17 protein-coding genes are annotated in these 18,563 nt (G+C 67.4%); 7 read left to right on the top strand and 10 right to left on the bottom strand.

Annotated features, from left to right (window positions below; genetic code table 11):
* Positions 1-22: 22 nt before the first annotated feature.
* Positions 23-562, top strand: coding sequence for a pseudouridine synthase (locus AC5P6E_RS04190; RefSeq protein ID WP_043399505.1), 540 nt, complete (start codon positions 23-25; stop codon positions 560-562).
* A gap of 60 nt (positions 563-622) precedes the next feature.
* On the opposite strand, the gene AC5P6E_RS04185 is transcribed toward AC5P6E_RS04190, so the two are convergent.
* Together AC5P6E_RS04185 and hrpB are read right to left on the bottom strand one after the other, a co-directional pair.
* Entirely contained in the window at positions 623-997 is a 375-nt protein-coding gene (locus tag AC5P6E_RS04185; RefSeq protein WP_019336760.1) for a hypothetical protein, read from the bottom strand.
* Between the two features lie 144 nt (positions 998-1,141).
* Positions 1,142-3,646: an ATP-dependent helicase HrpB gene (gene hrpB / locus AC5P6E_RS04180; RefSeq protein WP_329834315.1), complete on the bottom strand. Its 2,505-nt coding sequence runs from the start codon at positions 3,644-3,646 to the stop codon at positions 1,142-1,144.
* A gap of 67 nt (positions 3,647-3,713) precedes the next feature.
* Between hrpB and AC5P6E_RS04175 the strand changes: the two genes are divergently transcribed.
* A complete protein-coding gene (locus tag AC5P6E_RS04175; protein WP_053443855.1) occupies positions 3,714-4,511 on the top strand; it encodes a TatD family hydrolase in 798 nt (265 codons plus the stop codon).
* A 78-nt stretch (positions 4,512-4,589) separates the two neighbouring features.
* On the opposite strand, the gene AC5P6E_RS04170 is transcribed toward AC5P6E_RS04175, so the two are convergent.
* The 5 genes from AC5P6E_RS04170 to AC5P6E_RS04150 all read right to left on the bottom strand — a co-directional run bounded on the left by AC5P6E_RS04170 (position 4,590) and on the right by AC5P6E_RS04150 (position 9,482).
* Positions 4,590-5,516, bottom strand: a complete 927-nt coding sequence (locus AC5P6E_RS04170) for a Rossmann-fold NAD(P)-binding domain-containing protein (RefSeq protein WP_053443700.1) — start codon at positions 5,514-5,516, stop codon at positions 4,590-4,592.
* Positions 5,513-6,451 (bottom strand): 2-dehydropantoate 2-reductase, encoded by a 939-nt coding sequence (gene panE / locus AC5P6E_RS04165; RefSeq protein WP_053443699.1) that lies wholly within the window; start codon positions 6,449-6,451, stop codon positions 5,513-5,515. The genes AC5P6E_RS04170 and panE overlap by 4 nt, the downstream gene beginning before the upstream one ends.
* A 187-nt stretch (positions 6,452-6,638) precedes the next feature.
* Positions 6,639-7,406: a hypothetical protein gene (locus tag AC5P6E_RS04160; RefSeq protein ID WP_241888701.1), complete on the bottom strand. Its 768-nt coding sequence runs from the start codon at positions 7,404-7,406 to the stop codon at positions 6,639-6,641.
* A gap of 319 nt (positions 7,407-7,725) precedes the next feature.
* A complete protein-coding gene (locus AC5P6E_RS04155) occupies positions 7,726-8,517 on the bottom strand; it encodes an ABC transporter permease (RefSeq protein ID WP_019336752.1) in 792 nt (263 codons plus the stop codon).
* Positions 8,514-9,482 carry an ABC transporter ATP-binding protein gene (locus AC5P6E_RS04150; protein ID WP_019336751.1) on the bottom strand — a complete coding sequence of 323 codons (969 nt, stop codon included), beginning with the start codon at positions 9,480-9,482 and terminating at the stop codon, positions 8,514-8,516. Before AC5P6E_RS04150 ends, AC5P6E_RS04155 begins: the two co-directional genes overlap by 4 nt.
* Positions 9,483-9,566: 84 nt before the next feature.
* On the opposite strand from AC5P6E_RS04150, the gene AC5P6E_RS04145 reads away from it, so the two are divergent.
* Entirely contained in the window at positions 9,567-10,316 is a 750-nt protein-coding gene (locus tag AC5P6E_RS04145) for a ferredoxin--NADP reductase (RefSeq protein WP_495230714.1), read from the top strand.
* 72 nt (positions 10,317-10,388) lie between these two features.
* Here AC5P6E_RS04145 and AC5P6E_RS04140 read toward each other — a convergent pair whose 3' ends face one another.
* The 3 genes from AC5P6E_RS04140 to AC5P6E_RS04130 form a co-directional block, all read right to left on the bottom strand.
* Complete coding sequence (locus AC5P6E_RS04140) at positions 10,389-11,549, bottom strand: lytic polysaccharide monooxygenase (RefSeq protein ID WP_197656330.1); 1,161 nt, start codon at positions 11,547-11,549, stop codon at positions 10,389-10,391.
* A 181-nt stretch (positions 11,550-11,730) separates the two neighbouring features.
* Complete coding sequence (locus tag AC5P6E_RS04135) at positions 11,731-12,903, bottom strand: lytic polysaccharide monooxygenase (RefSeq protein ID WP_164191666.1); 1,173 nt, start codon at positions 12,901-12,903, stop codon at positions 11,731-11,733.
* Positions 12,904-13,136: 233 nt separating this feature from the next.
* The gene (locus AC5P6E_RS04130; protein WP_312661440.1) at positions 13,137-13,622 is read right to left on the bottom strand and encodes a DUF1203 domain-containing protein; all 486 of its coding nucleotides are present in this window, start codon (positions 13,620-13,622) and stop codon (positions 13,137-13,139) included.
* A 153-nt stretch (positions 13,623-13,775) separates the two neighbouring features.
* Here AC5P6E_RS04130 and AC5P6E_RS04125 point away from each other — a divergent pair, with 153 nt between their 5' ends.
* The 4 genes from AC5P6E_RS04125 (at position 13,776) to AC5P6E_RS04110 (ending at position 18,497) form a co-directional block, all read left to right on the top strand.
* Positions 13,776-14,978, top strand: coding sequence for a GGDEF domain-containing protein (locus AC5P6E_RS04125; RefSeq protein ID WP_495230713.1), 1,203 nt, complete (start codon positions 13,776-13,778; stop codon positions 14,976-14,978).
* A 68-nt stretch (positions 14,979-15,046) separates the two neighbouring features.
* Positions 15,047-16,573 (top strand): alpha/beta hydrolase, encoded by a 1,527-nt coding sequence (locus AC5P6E_RS04120; RefSeq protein ID WP_495230712.1) that lies wholly within the window; start codon positions 15,047-15,049, stop codon positions 16,571-16,573.
* Positions 16,570-17,316 carry an ABC transporter ATP-binding protein gene (locus AC5P6E_RS04115; RefSeq protein WP_495230711.1) on the top strand — a complete coding sequence of 249 codons (747 nt, stop codon included), beginning with the start codon at positions 16,570-16,572 and terminating at the stop codon, positions 17,314-17,316. Before AC5P6E_RS04120 ends, AC5P6E_RS04115 begins: the two co-directional genes overlap by 4 nt.
* The gene (locus AC5P6E_RS04110; protein WP_019336744.1) at positions 17,313-18,497 is read left to right on the top strand and encodes an ABC transporter permease; all 1,185 of its coding nucleotides are present in this window, start codon (positions 17,313-17,315) and stop codon (positions 18,495-18,497) included. The genes AC5P6E_RS04115 and AC5P6E_RS04110 overlap by 4 nt, the downstream gene beginning before the upstream one ends.
* The last annotated feature ends 66 nt before the right edge of the window (positions 18,498-18,563 follow it).

Raw genomic sequence — 18,563 nt, 5'->3', positions numbered from 1 at the left:
TCTGCCGCCCGCCGTGCCCGCAATGCTGATTGCCTTCAACAAGCCCTTCAACGTGCTCTGCCAGTTCACCGACCGCAGCGTGCCGCCGCGGCCGACCCTGGCCGGGTTTGGCCTGCCGCCGCGCGTGTATGCCGCCGGCCGCCTGGACCATGACAGCGAGGGCCTGCTGCTGCTGACCGACAACGGTACGCTGGCGCACAAGCTGACCGACCCGAAGCACAAGGCCGACAAGACGTACTGGGTGCAGGTGGAAGGCACCCCCAGCGACGAGCAGCTGCAGCGGCTGCGCGACGGCGTTGAGCTGAACGACGGGCCGACCCTGCCGGCGAAGATCGAGCGCCTCGATCCGGCGCCGTCGCTGTGGACGCGGGATCCGCCGGTACGTTTCCGCAAGACCGTGCCTGACAGCTGGTTGGCGATCACAATCCGCGAGGGCCGCAACCGCCAGGTGCGGCGGATGACCGCGGCGGTGAACCTGCCGACGCTGCGGCTGGTCCGCGTGTCGATGGGACCCTACCGGCTGGACGACCTGCAGCCGGGCCAGTGGCGCCAGATCGGTTGAAATGAAAAGGCCGGAGCCCTTCCTGCGGAAGGACCCCGGCCCTGGCAGCGGCCGACGATCTCAGGCGTCGCTGCCGATGTCGCTGTGCTCATCCACCACGGTGTCATTGCGGCGGTCACGTGCATTGATGCGCTGCGCCTGCCCATTCACCACGTGGCCATTGGCGGCCTTCTTCTTCTGCTGCTTGCGGTACAGCGCATAGCCGAGCAGGCCCACACCGACCGCAGCTGCGGCCACGGCCACTGCCGGATTGCGGCGCACGAACTTGGTCGCAGCCTTGCCGCCGGTCTTCACTGCGCCGATGGCGGCGCCGGTCTTGATCCAGTCCGCATTGCGCAGGCTGCCACCGGCGCTCTTCAGGCCATCGCCGGCGGTGTGGGCCAGCTCCAGGGCGCGCTCCAGAGCGCGGTCGGTGATTACGGTCAGCTTGCTCATGCGGGGGTCCTTTGCCTCGGGTCGAAGTCCAGTGTCGCGTGTTGCCCGTAAACGGTATGTCAGTCGAGGCCGCACGTGGCGTGACTTTACCGCAGCCATTCAGGATCAGGCAGGGTCCGCAACCGGTGGTGCCGGCAGGGCCGGTCAGGTCCCGCGTGGCTTGGCCCGGTGCGTGGCCGTGGCCGTCCACGGGTCATCCGGCCACGGATGGCGCGGGTAGCGGCCCTTCATCTCCTTTTTCACTTCGGCGTAGGTGTTTTCCCAGAAGTTGCGCAGGTCCTGGGTGACCTGCAGCGGCCGGCCACCGGGCGACAGCAGGTGCAGGGTCAGCGGCACGCGCCCATCGGCGATGCGCGGCGTATCAGCCAGGCCGAACAGTTCCTGCAGCTTCACCGCCAGCACCGGCGGCAACGGCTCGCCACTTTCGCTGTCCAACGCGTAGGTGATCGGCCGTTCCAAGCCTGAAGGTACGGTGATGCGGGTCGGCGCATGGCGCTCGACCAGCTGCCGCTGCGACCACTCCAGCGGCGACTTCAGCGCCTCGCCGAAGCTGGACTCGTCCAGCGCATCCAGACGGCTCTTGCCGGCGAACGCGGGCTGCAGCCACTGCGCAAGGTTGGCCAGCAGGGCCGCGTCGCTGCAGTCGGGCAGATCCAACTCCGGCATCCAGCGCCGCAGTGATTCCACCCGTGCCTGCCACTGGCGCAGGCCTTCGGTCCATGGCAGCGCCTGCAGGCCGAGCTCGGCCACCGCGTCAGTCAGCGCCTGCGCGGCGTGCTGCGGATCGACCCGGCCGGCCGAGCGGCTGTCCAGCACGATGCGGTCGAAACGGGTCTCGCGCAGGGCCACCAGGGCGCGGCGCTCGCTTTCCCAGCGGACCACATCTTCGGTGACGAAGCGCTCCGGCCACGCCTTGCGTAGCTGGCCTTCGTCCACCGGTGCGGCACGCAGCAGCAGCGCATCGCGTGCCTCGAAGCGAAGCTCGCTGGCCACCAGCCACGGTTCGCCACGCAGGTCGCTCAGTTCGTGCAGGCGCGCGCTGCGACCATTGGCCAGCAGGTAGCGCAATGGATCGCTGGGATGCTGGAAACCGATCCGGTCGGGGAAGGCATGTGCGAGCAGGTCACCCAGTTCGTGGGCCTCGATGCTGGCGGGCGGCGCGGCATCACAGCGTAGGCGACGTCGCCACTGCTTGGCGGCCGCATCGATGGCGGCCAGACCGCTGCGGTTGGCGTCACCCGGTGCGCGGCCATTGCGGAACGCGGCCAGTGCGCGCCAGCGTGCCGCCAGCGCGTCACCGCCCTGGCGCAATGGGTCGCGCGCCTCCAGCAGGGCGGCCAGATCAGCGGCCAGCGCCTGCGCACGTGCATCGGGCGCCGCCAGCAGCATCGCCGCCATCCGCGGATGCGTGCCCAACGCCAGCACGCGCCGGCCAAGTGCGGTGATCGCACCGCTGCTGGCCAGGGCGCCGAGCCGTTGCAGCAGTTCGCGTGCCGCGCCCATCGGGCCGGCCGGCGGCGGGTCGAGGAAGTGCAGGTCGCTGCTGCCCCAGGCCGCCAGTTCCAGTGCCAGTCCTGCCAGTTCCACCTGGTCGATCTCGGCGCGACGCTGTGGCTCCAACCGCTGCGACTGCGGCCACAACCGCCAGGCCACGCCCTCGGCCACGCGTCCGGCGCGGCCGGCGCGCTGGTCGGCCGACGCCTGCGCGATGGCCACCACGTCCAGCCGGGTAAAACCGCTGTTGGGGTCGTAGCGCGGTTCGCGTGCCTGGCCACTGTCGATCACCACGCGCACGCCGGGCAGGGTCACCGAGGATTCGGCCACGTTGGTGGCCAGCACCACGCGGCGGCGACCATCGCTGGCGGCCTGCAGCACGCGCGCCTGTTGTTCCACCGGCAGTTCACCGTGCAGGGCCAGCACTTCGACGCCGGCATCCAGCGATTCCTGCAGTCCAGCCTGCACGCGCGCGATTTCGCGCTGGCCGGGCAGGAACACCAGCAGGTCACCGGGGTGTTCGGCCAAGGCCTGCTGCACCGCGCGGCGCACCTGCAGTTCCAGCGCCTCATCGCGGCGCGCCGGGAAATGGCTGATCGCGACCGGGTAGCTGCGGCCCTCGCTGCTCAGCCGCGGCGCGTCGAGGAAGCGTGCCAGGCGCTCGCCATCCAGTGTTGCCGACATCACCACCAGACGCAGGTCGTCACGCAGCTGTGCCTGCACGTCCAGCGTCAGTGCCAGGCCGAGATCACCGTTGAGATGGCGCTCGTGGAACTCATCGAACAGGATCGCACCGACCTCTTCCAGCATCGGGTCGTCCTGCAGCATGCGGGTCAGGATGCCTTCGGTGACGACTTCAATGCGTGTGCGCGCCGAGATCTTGTTCTCGAAGCGGATGCGGTAGCCGACGGTGCCGCCCACCTCTTCACCGAGCTGCCGCGCCATGAACAGCGCCGCGCTGCGCGCGGCCACCCGGCGCGGTTCCAGCAGGATGATCTTCCGGCCCTGCAGCCACGGTGCATCCAGCAGTGCCAGCGGTACCTGGGTGGTCTTGCCGGCGCCGGGCGGGGCTTCCAGCACCAGTCGCGGCTGCGCGGCCAGGTGCTGCTGGATCTGTGGCAGCAGCGGGGAAATGGGGAAGAGCGGGGCGTTCATGGGCAAAGGATAAGGGGCCACGGCGGGCGCAGGTACAATGCGCGGGCACTTTTCCCCCGCGATGACCATGCACCTGATCGATATCGGCGCCAACCTGACCCACGATTCCTTCGACCGCGACCGTGACGCCGTGCTGGACCGCGCGCGCCAGGCCGGCGTGGTGCAGATGGTCATCACCGGCGCCAGCCGCGAGCACTCGCCGTTGGCGGTGCAGCTGGCCCAGCAGCATCCGGGCTTCCTGTACGCAACGGCCGGCGTGCACCCGCATCACGCGGTGGAATACACCGAGGAATGCGATGCTGAGATGCGCGCGCTGCATGCCCACCCGGAAGTAGTGGCGGTGGGGGAGTGTGGGTTGGACTACTTCCGTGATTTCTCGCCGCGCCCGGCCCAGCACCGCGCCTTCGAGCGACAGCTGCAGCTGGCCGCTGAGAATGGAAAGCCGCTGTTCCTGCACCAGCGCGATGCGCATGCCGATTTCATGGCACAGATGAAGAACTTCGAAGGCCGCATCGGCCCGGCGGTGGTGCATTGCTTCACCGGCGAACGCGACGAACTGTTCGACTACCTGGACCAGGACTGGTACATCGGCATCACCGGCTGGCTGTGTGACGAGCGCCGTGGCGCGCACCTGCGCGAACTGGTGAAGAACATCCCGGCCAACCGCCTGATGATCGAGACCGATGCACCGTACCTGCTGCCGCGCACGCTGAAGCCGATGCCGAAGGATCGCCGCAACGAGCCGATGTTCCTCTCGCACATCGTGGAAGAGCTGGCGCGCGACCGTGGCGAGGACGTGGCGGTGACGGCGGCCAACGCCACGGCGGCCACGCGTGCGTTCTTCCGCCTGCCCGAGGTGGGTTGATCCGTAGAGCCGAGCCCATGCTCGGCTTATCGCGCGCAGCGCGAAAGACGCAAAGAGCAGCCGAGCATGGGCTCGGCTCTACAAAGCGCTGTCCGGTAGCGCCGGGCCATGCCCGGCGAGCGAAGCGGCCAGCGCCTGCAGTCCTTCCCGATACGTCGGAAACCGCGGTGCCCACCCCAGCGCCGCACGCGTGCCACGACTGTCGATGCGCTTGTTGCTCTGGTAGAAGCGCTGCAGCGTCGGGCTCAGCGCTGGATCGTCCCAGGCCACGGCCGGCGGCATCGCAAGCCCGCCCAGCTGCGCGGCGAAGGCCAGCACATCCTGTGGTGGTGCCGGTTCGTCGTCGCTGGGCAGGTACAGGCCCTGGTGGGTCGGTCGCTGCATCGCCGCGATGATCACTGCCGCAAGATCCTCTACGTGCAGGCGATTGAACACCAGGCCCGGCCGAATCACATGGCGGGCACGGCCTTCGGCCAATTGCAGCAGTGCGTTGCGTCCGGGACCGTACAGGCCAGGCAGGCGGAACACCGCAGAGGCAATGCCACGTTCTTCTGCAAGCGCACGCCATTGCGCTTCGGCACGCAGGCGCTGCACGCCGGCTGCTTCAGTGGCATCGGCTGCGCTGCGCTCGTCAACCCAGCCGCCGGCCCGGTCGGCATACACCGACGTGGATGACAGATAGCCCACCCAGCGCAGTGCCGGGCTGTCCTGCAGTGCCGGCAGCAGCAGACGCAGTGCCGGGTCGCCCTCGGCATCTGGCGGTACGCTGCACAGCACGAACTCCGCCTGTGCAATCTCATCGAGCAGGGCTGACGAAGGTGGCGCGTCGGCGCGCAGCTGATGCCGCAGCAGGCCATCGTCCGGCGCCGACGAGGGGTCACGCACCGTGCCGACGACGTGCACTCCCCGTGCCTGCAGCTGCGTGGCCAGCACGCATCCGCTCCAGCCCATACCGAGGATCAGCACCCGCGTAGGCAGCGCACTGGCCGGCAACGGGATGCTCACGCGCCGCGCAGTGCCTGGTAGGCCTGCAGGCTGCTGTAGGCGACCTGCAGCAACAGGGCTTCCTGATCGGCCTTGCGTGCACGCGCCAGCATGTCGCCGACGATCTGTTCGGCCTCGACCTGCTGGCCAGCCTCCAGGTCCCGCAGCATCGATGCCTTCAATGCAGAGCCGGCCTGGGTGAGGGTGCCGCGCGCGGTGTCCTGCGCGGCATCGGGAATCGGCTCACCGGCAGCTTCGGCCACGGCCAGGCACTCGTCGTACAGGCCGCGCACGATGGCCTGGCCATCATCGGTGGCGACGATGGTGCCGATGTCCGCGCGCAGCAGGCAGGTGGCGGCGGCCAGCGCGGTCAGGAAGGTGTACTTGATCCATTGCTCCTGGCCGATGCGCTCGCTGGCCAGGTGATCAAGATTGGCCTGTGCGCAGGCGGCAGCGAAGGCGCGCACGCGTGCGGAGATCGCTCCGCCGTCGCGCTCGCCGAAGGTGAGCTTGGCCGGCTTGCCCAGATGCAGCACCGCGCCATCGGGCGCCTTGGTGGCGCTGATGAAGCACAGGCCGCCCAGCACCGCCTCGCGGCCGAAGCGCAGGTCCAGCGCATTGTAGTGATGCAGGCCATTGAGGATGGGCAGCACGGTGGTGTTCGCGCCCACGGCTGGAGCAATGGCGTCGATCGAGCTGTCCAGGTCGTAGGCCTTGCAGCTGAGAATGACCAGATCGAAAGGCTTCTGCGCGGCCAATGTGGGCAGCGCATCGGCGGTCACGTGCTGCACCGGGAAGCGGGCATCGCCGATCGGGCTGCGGATGACCAGGCCATCGCGGTCCAGCTGTGCGGCGCGCGCGGGGCGTACGAGGAAGGTCACGTCCACGCCGGCCTGGGCCAGGCGACCACCGAAGTAACCGCCGGTACCGCCGGCGCCAAGGATCAGGATGCGCATTGCAGGTTCACCGTGTTCTGGGGGAATCATGGGTCCGATTGTGCCGGAGAATGTGGCCAACGGCGGTGCCCCCGTGGTGGTTCGCGGAAAGCACTGTTCATCGGGGTTGGCCGGGCGCGGCCACCACGGGAAGCAGATCAAGAGCGGAAGCGGGTCGTTCGCGGCGCTCGCTCGTGTAGAGCGGTGCTCAGGGCAGCTGTTCGCTGAAGTCCTCGGTGTATCCCAATAGAAGCGTGGTTCGGGTGGCCAGCGTTGCAGCCAGTTGTGACCAGATGTCGTGCGTTCCGGCAGCGTAGACACGCTGCAGGTCAGCGACCAACGCGTTTGCCTCTGCTGGCGGTGGCGCGCGGTTACGCTGGAAGCCAAGCCACGATGCGCCGAGTCCGAACAGGCGGTAGTCGTACCGCTCCTGCAGGTGCCGTATCAGGGCGTGGTTCTGGAAGATGTCCCAGTCCGCGCTGAAGTAGCCGTTGGGCAGGGCGGCGATCAGCAGGTCATCGCGGTCCACCGGCACCTGCTGTACGCAGACCGCTTCGTCGACGATGAGGTCGGGTGCGGCATTGGCCGTGACCAGCGTCTCGATGTCTGCGTCATTGCACAGCAAGGTACCCGGCAGGGTGGTCCATTCCAGCCGATGGAAGGAGTGCTCCAGCTGCGCGATGACATGCGCCAGCAACCGCTCGCGTGCCGCCAACGCATCTTCGGGGGTCGCCGGGTCTTCGTCCTCGTACAGTGCGATGCGCGCGTCGTCGGACGCGTGCATGCTGGTGTAACGGCACTGACCGACATCGTCGAGCGTGCACAGATAGCGATGGCGGGGATTGGCCACGTGCAGCGACGCCAGGCAATCCAGTACCTCATCCAGGGTGGGCGAATCGCCCAGCACCACATGGCTGAAGGCATCGATGGGGCCGTCCGACACGGCCTTGTCCAACGGAATGGAAGTGATCTTCATCGCCACAGCCTAGCCGCAATCCCAGACGAAAAGCGCCGAGCATCGGCTTGGAACGCTTCATCCACGCATGGCGTGGATCCATCGTGTCGACCAAGGTCGACACCTACCCACAGCAGCGGCAATCTGTCCAAGGCGGGGTGGGTCCGATTGCGGGGGTGTCCGCGGCATGGATGCCGCGGCCAAGCCCCCAGGGATGGGTTTACGGCGTCCCCCGCAACCGGACCCACCCCGCCAACCCACGGAATGCCAGCTTTTGATGTTGCCGTAGAAGTTGACGTTGATTCGGCGGGTGCAGGGCCGCAGGCCCTGCACGCAAAACTCAGCTGCGCATGCCCACGCCACGGCGCAGCAGCCACAGCGCCAGCGCCGTCAGCACCACCACGAAACCGATCATCAGGCCGTAGGCCACCGGCAGCGGCACATCGCTGCTGCCCAGCAGGCCATAGCGGAACGCATTGACCATGTAGAAGATCGGGTTCGCATGCGTGGCTGCTTCGGCCCAGCCCGGCAGCAGCTTCACCGAATAGAACACGCCACCCAGGTAGGTCAGCGGGGTCAAGATGAAGGTCGGCACGATCGCCACGTCGTCGAACTTCTTTGCATACACCGCATTGATGAAACCGGCCAGCGAGAAGATCGTCGCGCCCAGGATCACCGTGGTCAGCATCACCAGCGGGTGCGGGATGCGCACCGGGGTGAAGAACATTGCGATGATCAGCACGATCACGCCCACCATCAGGCCGCGCAGCACCGCGCCGGCCACGTAGCCCCACAGGATCACCCAGTTCGGCATCGGGCTGACCAGCAGCTCTTCCACGTGGCGGCCGAACTTGGCACCGAAGAACGAGGAACTGATGTTGCCGTAGCTGTTCTGGATCACGCTCATCATCACCAGGCCCGGCACGATGAACTGCATGTAGGTGTAGCCGCCCATGTCACCCACGCGCGACCCGATCAGGTTGCCGAAGATCAGGAAGTACAGGGTCATGGTGATCGCCGGCGGCACCAGGGTCTGGCCCCAGATGCGCATGATGCGGGCGACTTCGCGGCGCACGATGGTCAGCAGCGCGACGCGGTTGCGCTGGCCGTCGGTCAGCTCGGTGGTGCTCATGCGGAAGTCTCCAGGTTGCCAGTGAGGCGCACGAACAGCTCCTCCAGGCGGTTGCTCTTGGTACGCATCGAACGCACGCGGATGCCGGCCTCGTTGAGCGTGGCGAACACGCGGTTGAGGTCCATTGCGCGTGGCATGTCGATGTCCAGCGTGTGCGGGTCCGGCGCGGTCAGCGTCGCGCCTTCGATCACCGGCAGCTGCGCCGGCAGCTCACCGTCGATGTCCAGCAGGAAGCCTTCCACGTCCAGCTTGGCCAGCAGGGCGCGCATCGGCCCCTGCTCGACGATCTGCCCATGGTTGATGATCGCCAGGTGGCGGCACAGGTACTCGGCTTCTTCCAGGTAATGGGTGGTGAGGATGATCGTGGTGCCTGCGGCATTGATCTCCTTCAGCACCCGCCACATGTCGCGACGGATCTCGATGTCCACGCCGGCGGTTGGCTCGTCCAGGATCAGCAGGCGCGGGCGGGTCATCATCGCGCGGGCGATCATCAGCCGGCGCTTCATGCCGCCGGACAGCGTGCGGCTCATCACCTGGGCCTTTTCCCACAGGTGCGCGCGCTTCAGCTCCTCTTCGGCGCGCTGTTCCGCTTCCTCGCGCGGCACGCCATAGAAGCCGGCGTAGTTCACCAGGATGTCGAAGGGCTTCTCGAACAGGTTGAAGTTGATTTCCTGCGGCACCAGCCCGATCAGGCGCATGGTGGCGCTGCGGTTGCGCACCAGGTCGCTGCCGAACACTTCCACCTGGCCCTCGCTGAGGTTGACCAGGGAGCTGATGATGCCGATCAGGGTCGACTTGCCGGCGCCGTTGGGGCCGAGCAGGGCGAAGAAATCGCCCGGGGCCACTTCCAGGGAAACCCCCTTCAGGGCCTGGGTGCCGTTGTCGTAGGTCTTGCGCAGGTCGCGCACGCGCAGGGCGGGCGCCATATCGTTCTGGGATGCCAAGCTCGAAGCCTTCGCGCCCATGGGCTGGCGCTGGAGAGGGGCGGGGAGGGGCTATTATAGAAGACCCCGAGGGCTTGCCCCGGCTACACACTGTCCCGAAAAGTCGTGCCTGTTCAATTCCCCCTCAAGCTGGTCGGCTGCCGCATGCTGGCCCCGACCGTCGGCCACTACCAGTTCGTGCGTGACGATGGGCAGCCGCTGGATTTCCAGCCCGGGCAGTTCATCCAGGTCCATTTCAGCTACGCCGACGGCACTGAAACCAAGCGCAGCTACTCGCTGGCGACCATCCACGACCATGCGCTGGGCCCGGGCGAGGCGGTGGATATCGCGGTCAGTTTCGTGCCCGGTGGCGCCGCCACGGCCCTGTTCGAGGCGCTGGAGCCGGGCGGCCAGATCAGTGCGTCCGGCCCCTATGGCCGGTTCTGCCTGAATCCTGGCGACCACAATGCCCGTTACCTGCTGATCGCCACCGGCACCGGCGTCACCCCGTACCGCTCGATGCTGCCGCTGCTGGAAACGGCGATGGCCGAACGGGGCGTGCAGATCGTGCTGCTGCAGGGCGCGCGCAGCGCGGGTGAGCTGCTGTACAGCGAAGACTTCTACAGCTTCGCCGAAAAGCACCCGAACTTCCGTTATGTTCCGTGCCTGTCGCGCGAAATGCCGGCTGATCCTCACCCGGACGTGCAGCACGGCTACGTACAGCAGGCGCTGGCCGGCTTCACGCCGGACCCGGCCACCGACATCGCCTACCTGTGCGGCAACCCGGACATGGTCGATGCCTGCGCCGAGCTGCTGAAGGCCGCCGGCCTGGGCAACCCGCAGATCCGCCGCGAGAAGTACGTCAGCAGCAAGTAGGCGGGGCGTGCCGGCCGCTGGCCGGCATTCCCTGAACCGGAGGCGGCATCACGCCGCCCCCGGTCGCCTGCGTCAGTACGCGATCCAGGCATCGCGCCAGGCAAAGCCCGTGCCCGGGCGATAGGCATCGGCATTGATGTTGCACCACGCGCCTTCCGGGAACGGGCGGCAGGCGTAGAGCCTGCCGTCGGTGCCCTTGACCACGGTTTCGCCCGGCTTGTAGCTGCCGATACCGGCCGGATACACGAAGTCGTAGTCGTCGCCCGGCGGCGGATCGATCGGGCCCGGCACACGGGTATCGATCTGGAACAGGTTGCCCGGCTTCAGGTAGACGCGGTTCTCGGTGGCCGAGGCGACCGGTGTGATCACCCCGTTCTTCATCACGCCTACGCGCGCCTGCTGCGCACTGGCGTTGACCTTGCGGGCCAGCGCCAGCGGCCACTGGTTCGCAGCGGTCTGACCTGCGGCCAGGGTGATCTCCGGGCGCTCCAGATCGTTGCCCTGAGCGTTGAACACGCGCAGGGTCACGGTGGTGCCCACGTCCAGCGCACCGCGGGCGGTGACCGGGCCGGCATCCTGCCACTGCGGCGGCGGGGTCACACCACCGCCCCCCTCAAAGCGCACGTCCGCGCAGGTATAGAACGCTTCACCGGAATCCGAGCGCTGCCAGGTGTTGTAGATGATGTGCTGGCCGCTGCGCTTGGGCAGCGGGCAATCCAGCTTGTAGACGTCGCCGGAGACCGGCACGTTGCCCACCGTGCAGAATTCCTGCAGGTCGGCCCAGCGCAATGGGCTGTCCGGCTGCCAGCCGTCGCGGGTGACGTAGAACTTCCACTCGCGGGTGGCATGCGGGGCCGGGGCCTTGAACTCGAAGGTGTAACGCCCGCGCGAATCGGCGTGGATCGGTGAGGTCGGCCAGTCACTGCGGTTCAGATCGAGGCCGCGGTACTTGCTGTTGCCGCCGCTGCACAACTCGCCATCTGGAACCACCGCTTGATGATTGCCATTGGCGTTGGCCTGATTGACGCCTGCCCAGTCGTAGAACGGCTGGGCGCCACCGATGGTCTTGGCAGCAGCGCAGGCCGGGTTGGTCGGATTTTCGGGATTGCCCTGGTAACAGGAGTAGACGCGGCTGGAGGGTTTGGACATGGTGCCGTGGGCGAAAGCGCTGCCAGAGGTGGCAATGCCTGCGATCACAGACAGCGCGATGACAGTCCGATATGACAGATGCATGGAGATCTCCTGTGGGTGGTGAAACCCCGCGAAGTCTCGGCATCCCACCCGCCCGCATCCATAGGACTACTTTGAAAAAAGCATCGCGTGGTTCCGTATGGGAACGGCTTCACACTCACGCGCTGGCGCGTCTCACGCTATGCAGGGAACGGCGCTCTGCCACCGTTCCCTGTACACGGTCTCAGTACGCGATCCACGCATCGCGCCAGGCCGCACCCACACCCGGCCGGTACGCCTCGGCATTGACGTTGCACCACGCACCTTCCGGGAACGGGCGGCAGGCATACAGCTTGCCGTCGCTGCTCTTCACCACGGTCTGGCCCGGTACATAGCTGCCGATGCCCGCCGGGTACACGTGGTCGAAATCACCGCCCGGCGACGGCGTACCCGGGTCCGGCACCCTGGTATCGAGCTGGAAGCGGTTGCCGTCCTTCAGGTACACGCGATTGTCGGTGGCCGACGCCGACGGCGTGATCACGCCATTGGCAAGCACGCCCACGCGCGCATGTTGTGCACTGCCATTGACCTTGCGCGCCAGCGCCAAGGGCCACTGCGAGGCAGACGTCTGGCCGCTGGCCAAGGTCGTTTCCACACGTTCGACATCGTTGCCGCTGGCGTTGAACACCCGCAGTGCCAGCGTGGTACCCACCGGCAACTCACCGCGTGCGGTCACCGGGCCAGCATCCTGCCATTGCGGTGCCGGCGTCGTACCTCCGCCGCCGCCTTCAAAGCGCACGTCCATGCAGGTGTAGAACGCTTCGGTCGAATCCGAGCGCTGCCAGGTGTTGTAGATCACATGCTGGCCGGTGCGCTGCGGCAGCGTGCACTGCAGCTTGTAGGTGCCATCGGCCGACAGCGGCGTATTGCCCAGGGTGCAGAACTCCTGCAGATCGGCCCAGCCCAGCGGGCTGCCCGGCTGCCAGCCTTCGCGGGTGACGTAGAAGCGCCAGTCACGCGTGGCATGTGGCGCGGTCGCCTTGAACACGAAGGTGAACTTGCCATTGGCATCGGCGTGGATGGGCGTGGTCTGCCAGTCGCTGCGGTTCACGTCCAGGCCGCGGAAGGTGGGATTGTTGCCGCTGCACAGCTTGCCGTCGGGCACCACGGCCTGGTGGTTGCCGTTGGCGTTGGCCTGGTTGATGCCGTTCCAGTCGTAGAACGCCTGCGATCCACCAACCGCCTTGGCGGCGGCACAGGCGGGGTTGGTCGGATTCTCGGGATTGCCCTGGAAACAGGCATAGACGCGGCTGATCGGCGTGGTCATGGTGCCGTGGGCGGATGCATTCCCGGCCAGGCATAGGCCCGCAGCCGCGAACGAGGTGGCCATCAGCAACGGTATGGATCGGAATGACATGGCGCTTCCTTGTGGTCGTCGAATGAGAGCGGTGACCGCAGGAGCTGCGCTGCACGGCGGACTTTCGGCGGCACCACGGCGAGTATCGAGTCGCAGCGCAGGGTGCGGAACCATGGAAATGCCGATCCGTGACTGTGGGTGTGAAGCCCTTCCCGCAGGCTTCACGCGGGACTGAACGGATGCGCTGACGATCACGTCTTTGGCGTGGCAACGATCACGTCGTGGAGATCCTGCTACGTCGGCGCCATACCCATGCGATCCGCCTGGCATGAGAAGCAGCCGTGCGCCGCGTTGTGCAGCTGCACGAAGGCCACGGCAGGATCGGCAAACAGCGCGTCCAGCCGAGCGGAGACGTCCGTGCCCGCGCTGATCTCTGCGGCCAGCATCCATGCAGCCTGGTCATAGGCGCGCAACGAGATCATCCGGCGCTGTACGTACGGCGGTACTTCACCTGGCGGCAGCACGCATCGGGTCACGCCACGCTGCACGAAGATCGGGCCCGAGGCGTGATAGGGCGAATGCAGGGGCAGGTGCACATGGGACAACAGCAGCAGCTCGCTGCCACCGGGTGGATCGCCCAGGCTGATCCGGCAGGGGTGTCCTCCTGTTTCGCCGGCCCAGCGACGCTGGATGCCCAGCGCAGCCAACGCGGTGTCGCTCTTCTCGAACAGGTGCAGAAACGGGCGGTGGTCGATGCCACCGAGGTACCACGCATGCATGGGCGTCTCCTTGGTTTTCCGCGGATTCTGCGCATGCGCCGGCCGCCATGCTCGCCGTTTTCAGACCCCGCATCGCCATCGGGGCGGGAAGCGCCGGAGGGATCGCACCACAAGGCGCTAAGATGCGCGCGCCCCCCGGCCGATGAGCGCCGCATGTCCCTGGATTTCCCGACCATTACCGTGCTTGGCTTCCTGCTCTGCATCGGCATTGCCGTGGGGTTCTCATTGCTGCTGGTGGTGCTGCGCGGGCAACCGGTGCTGCGCCTGTGGACCGCCAGCCTGTGGCTGCTGACCCTGGGTGTGACCCTGCTGGCGCTGCGACCCTACCTGCCGTTGGCGCCGGCCATACTGGCCGGGAATGCGGCGATGGCCGGCTGCGCGGTGCTGATGCTGCGCGGCGTGGCGCTGCATCTGGAACAGCCGCTGCCGCTGTGGCGTCCATTGTTGATGGCGGCCGCCTTCATGGCCTGCATCTTCGCCTTCCTGGTGCTGTGGCCGGACCTGGGCGCGCGCCTGCAGGTGTTCAGTGTGTTCACGTTGCTGGTCGATGGCTGGATCGCGTGGCTGCTGCTGCGGCATGCCCCCGTGCAGCAGCGCACCAGCTGCCGTCTGGCGGCGGCGGTGTTCCTGGCCGAGGCGGCCCTGTACGCGGTGCGCCTGTTCCTGCCGGTGGCACCCGATGCCGGCGAGGACATCATGCGCACCGGTACACCGATGTTCGTCACCTACCTTGCCGGCGTGATGCTGGAACTGGCGCGGTGCTTTGCGATGGTGCTGCTGCTGGTCGAGCGCATGCTGGTCGATCTGCGGCGTGCGGCGCGCACCGATGGGCTGACCGGGCTGCTCAACCGCAGCGCGGTGCTGGCCGATGGACAGGCACAGTTGCAGCGGATGCGTCGGCAGGGCCGGCCACTGGCCCTGTTGCTGGTCGACGTCGATCACTTCAAGCAGATCAACGACCGCTGGGGTCATCTGGCCGGAGACCAGGTACTGCGCCACTTCGCTGCGCTGCTGCAGCACGGTTTGCAGGGCCACGACACGCTGCTGGGCCGCTACGGTGGCGAGGAGTTCGTGCTGGTGCTGGCCGGCAGCACGCAGGGTGAAGCGATGGCGGGGGCTGCGGCGATCCGTACCGCTCTGCAGCAGAAGCCGGCGCGGCTGACCACCGGGCCGGTGACGGTCACCGCCAGCATCGGCCTGGCCATGGACGACGGCCACGGCGACCTGTCCACGCTGCTGGCAGCGGCAGACGCGGCGCTGTACCGGGCCAAGGCCGCCGGCCGCGATCGCCTGGCCTGCGCCACGCCGGCGGAGATTTCGCGTCTGCCCATCGCCGACGACGCCGTGCCCGTGTAAGTTGAGTCACATCTTCCGCGGCAGCCCGTCGTGGTTGCCAGGAACGTCCTCCAGGGGAAACGAGCACGATGCAAAGACACCACCTCGCGCTGGCCGCAGCGTTGGCCAGCCTGATGCTTGCCGGTTGCAGCCAGTCACCGTCACCCGGCGCCGAAGGCGCCAGCGATGCACCCAGCCGCCGCTTCGGCAGCATCGATTTCCAGCCCTGCACGCTGTCCACCGAAGGCGCCAGCGCCAACGTGGAAGCGCAGTGCGCCACCCTGCAGGTGCCTGAGGACCGGGCCCGGCCCGATGGTCGACGCGTCGGCCTGCGCATCGCCTGGCTGGAATCGGGCGATGGCGGCAGCAGCCAGCCCGATCCGGTGTTCTTCCTGGCCGGTGGTCCTGGCCAGGCAGCCAGCGAGGTGGCCGTCATTGTCGATACCGCCCTGCGCCAGGTGCGCAAGCAGCGCGACATCTTCCTCGTCGACCAGCGCGGTACCGGCGGCTCCAACCCGCTCAACTGCCGTGGCGCGGATGGCAAGGAACTGGCCATGGACGAGGATGCCGCACCCACTGAAGCGTCGCTGCGCGATTACGCCGAGCGCTGCGCCGCTTCGCTGCGGGGGCGGGCCGATGCGCGCTTCTACACCACCACCGAGGCCATTGCTGATCTGGATGCGGTGCGTCAGGCGCTGGGCGTCGAGCGTATCAACCTGGTCGGCGGCTCCTACGGTACGCGCGTGGCCCAGCGCTATGCAGGTGCCTATCCACAGCACACGCGCAGCATCGTCATCGATGGCGTAGTGCCGAATGAGCTGGTGGTGGGCGGTGATTTCGCCACGACGTTCGAGGATGCGATCGCCCTGCAATCGGCGCAGTGCCGCAAGGATGCCGCCTGCAGCAAGCGCTTCCCGACCGACACCCGCGCGCAGCTGCGCAGCGTGGTCGAGACCCTGCGCCGTGCGCCGGTCTCGGTGGAGTATCGCGACCCCGGCACCAACCAGACCCGGCAGGATGTACTGAGTCCGGACAGCGTGATCGGCCTGGCGTTCGCCTTCTCCTATGTGCCGCAGTATTCCTCGCTGCTGCCGCTGGTTCTCGATGAAGCCGCGCATGGCCGCTATGCACCGCTGGCGTCGCTGGCACGCGGTGCGAACCGCAGCATGGATTTCCAGATCAATCGTGGCATGCAGTGGTCGGTGATCTGCAGCGAAGATGCGCCGCGCTACCACGCACCGGCCGAAGATCCCGAGCGCCTGTTCGGCAACGACGTGGCCAGTGCCTTCTTCGCCGCCTGCCCAGTATGGCCGCACCGGCCGGCACCGGCGGCCAATGCCGTGCCGCTGCGCAGTGACGTACCGGCGCTGCTGCTGTCCGGTGAGCTGGACCCGGTGACGCCGCCGCGCTATGCCGAGCAGGTGCTCAAGGGCCTGCCCAATGGCCGCGCGCTGGTCGCCCGCGGCCAGGGCCACGGCACGCTGACCGCCGGCTGCATGCCGCGCCTGCTCGGCCAGTTCATCGACAAGACCGATGCCAAGGCGCTGGATGCCGGCTGCCTGGACACGCTGAGCTACGTGCCGGCGTTCACCTCGTTCAACGGATGGGAACCATGATCGTCGCCGACAACCTGCACAAGGCTTTCGACACCCGCACGGGCCGCATCCAGGCGGTCTCCAACGTCGGCTTCCGCGCCGAGGATGGCCGCATCACCGGCCTGCTCGGCCCCAATGGTGCCGGCAAGACCACCACCATGCGCATGCTGTACACGCTGATGACCCCCGACCAGGGCAGCATCAGCGTCGATGGTGTCGATGCTGCGCGCAATCCGGTGGACGTACGCCGCCACCTTGGCGTGCTGCCCGACGCGCGCGGTGTCTACAAGCGCCTGACCGCGCGCGAGAACATCGCCTACTTCGGCGAACTGCATGGTCTCTCGGCCGAGCGCATCCGCGAGCGCATCGAGGTGCTGTCACATGCACTCGACATGGGCGATATCCTCGACCGGCAGACCGATGGCTTCTCGCAGGGCCAGCGCACCAAGACCGCGATTGCCCGCGCGCTGGTGCACGACCCACGCAACGTCATTCTCGATGAGCCGACCAATGGCCTGGACGTGATGACCACGCGCGCACTGCGCCGCTTCCTGCTGGGCCTGCGCGATGAGGGGCGCTGCGTGATCCTGTCCAGCCACATCATGCAGGAGGTGGGGGCGTTGTGTGACCACATCGTGATCATCGCCAAGGGCACGGTGATGGCTGCCGGCAGCGCCGATGAACTGCGTGCGCAGGCCGGCGAATCCAACCTGGAAGATGCGTTCGTGAAACTGATCGGCAGCGAAGAGGGCCTGCACGCATGAGCATGATGTCGACCCTGATGACGGTGATGCGCAAGGAACTGCGCGACCTTTCCCGTGATCGCCGCACGCTGCTGCTGACCCTGCTGTTCGGGCCGCTGCTGTACCCGGTGCTGCTGCTGGGCATGGGCAAGCTGGCCGAGAGCCGGGTACGCACCCAGATTGAACAACCGCTGCAGATTCCGACCATCGGTGCGGACAACGCCCCTAATCTGGTGCGTTTCCTCGCCGCGCAGGGGCTGAACGCCGCGCCGGCACCGAAGGACCTGGCCGAGGCCATCCGCAGCCAGCAGATCGACGTGGCACTGCGCATCAGCGATGACTTCGGCAAGGACTGGGCCGATGGCAAGCCGGCGCTGGTGGAGGTGATCAAGGACAGTACCCGTCGCGCCGCAGAAGTGCCCAGCGCACGCCTGGAGGCGGCACTGGCGACCTACAATGGCCAGATCGGTGCGCTGCGCCTGATGGCGCGTGGCATCGACGCACAGGTCGCGCGGCCGCTGGACGTGGCGCGCCAGGACCTGGCCAGTGCCGAAGCCAAGCGCGGCATGATCCTGTCGATGCTGCTGCCGGTGTTGCTGACGCTGACCTCGTTCATCGGTGGCGCCTACCTGGTGATGGACGCTACCGCCGGCGAGCGCGAGCGGCAGTCGCTGGAGCCGCTGCTGGCCACGCCGGGTTCGCGCAGCGCGATCGTAAGCGGCAAGATCGCCGCCGCCTGCGTGGTCGGGTTCGTGTCGCTGCTGCTGACCCTGGTGGCGTTCAAGGTGAGCGCGCAGATCGCGCCCGGCAACATCGGCCGCCAGTTCAACATGAATGTCGGTTCGATGCTGCAGATGCTGCTGGTGATGTTGCCGATGCTGATGATCGGCACCTCGCTGCTGACCTTCCTGTCGGCCGCAGCCAAGAGCATGAAGGAGGCGCAGAGCCACATGACCTGGCTGATGCTGCTGCCGATGATGCCCGGTTACGCGCTGGTGGCCTATCCGTTGAAGAGCGAGCTGTGGCAGTACGCCGTGCCGTTCCTGTCGCAGAACCAGATGCTGCTGAAGGTGATCCGCCACGAGCCGATCACGCCGGCAGTCTGGGCCATCTACCTGGGCGCCAGCCTCGGCCTGGCCGCACTGCTGTGGTTCGCCGCGGTGCGGCGCTACCACAATGAGCGTCTGGCGATCTCCGGCTAAGTGCGGGTGGTAGCGCCGGGCCATGCCCGGCGGATCTGAAACGAGGCCCGGTCATTCCGGGCCTCG

The sequence above is a fragment of the Stenotrophomonas sp. YJH_SMC_16 genome (assembly GCF_059367875.1).
This window is presented reverse-complemented; position numbering and strand designations above follow the sequence as displayed.